Origin of the sequence: Citrobacter sp. TBCS-14 (genome assembly GCF_005280805.1) — a bacterium.
Lineage (GTDB): Bacteria > Pseudomonadota > Gammaproteobacteria > Enterobacterales > Enterobacteriaceae > Citrobacter > Citrobacter gillenii.
The window spans coordinates 1-262 of record NZ_SZWM01000148.1 but is presented as its reverse complement, the minus strand read 5'-3'; the positions used below and the strand labels follow the sequence as shown (position 1 = coordinate 262).

The following is a 262-nucleotide window of genomic DNA, read 5'->3' as shown; positions in this document are numbered from 1 at the left end:
CCTTGCCCGACTTAATCAGCCCCGGCAGATACTTACTGTAATACTCATCGCTCATACTCATATTGATGCCGGACGTGATCGCCACACGCACCGCATCTTCAGGATCGGAGGCGGTACCGTGCTTAATCAGTTCCTTAATCGCGCCGTGATCGGAAACGGTAATACCCTTAAAGCCCCATTCATCACGCAGCACGTCTTTTAGCAGCCAGGCATCAGAGGTGGCGGGCGTCCCATTCAATGAATTAAGCCCCACCATCACCGC

1 protein-coding gene is annotated in these 262 nt (G+C 53.4%); it reads right to left on the bottom strand.

Annotation, left to right across the window (positions count from 1 at the left end):
* Positions 1-262, bottom strand: a 262-nt coding sequence (locus tag FDX22_RS03590) for a glycoside hydrolase family 3 N-terminal domain-containing protein (protein ID WP_304571751.1), incomplete at both ends; no start/stop codon positions are given.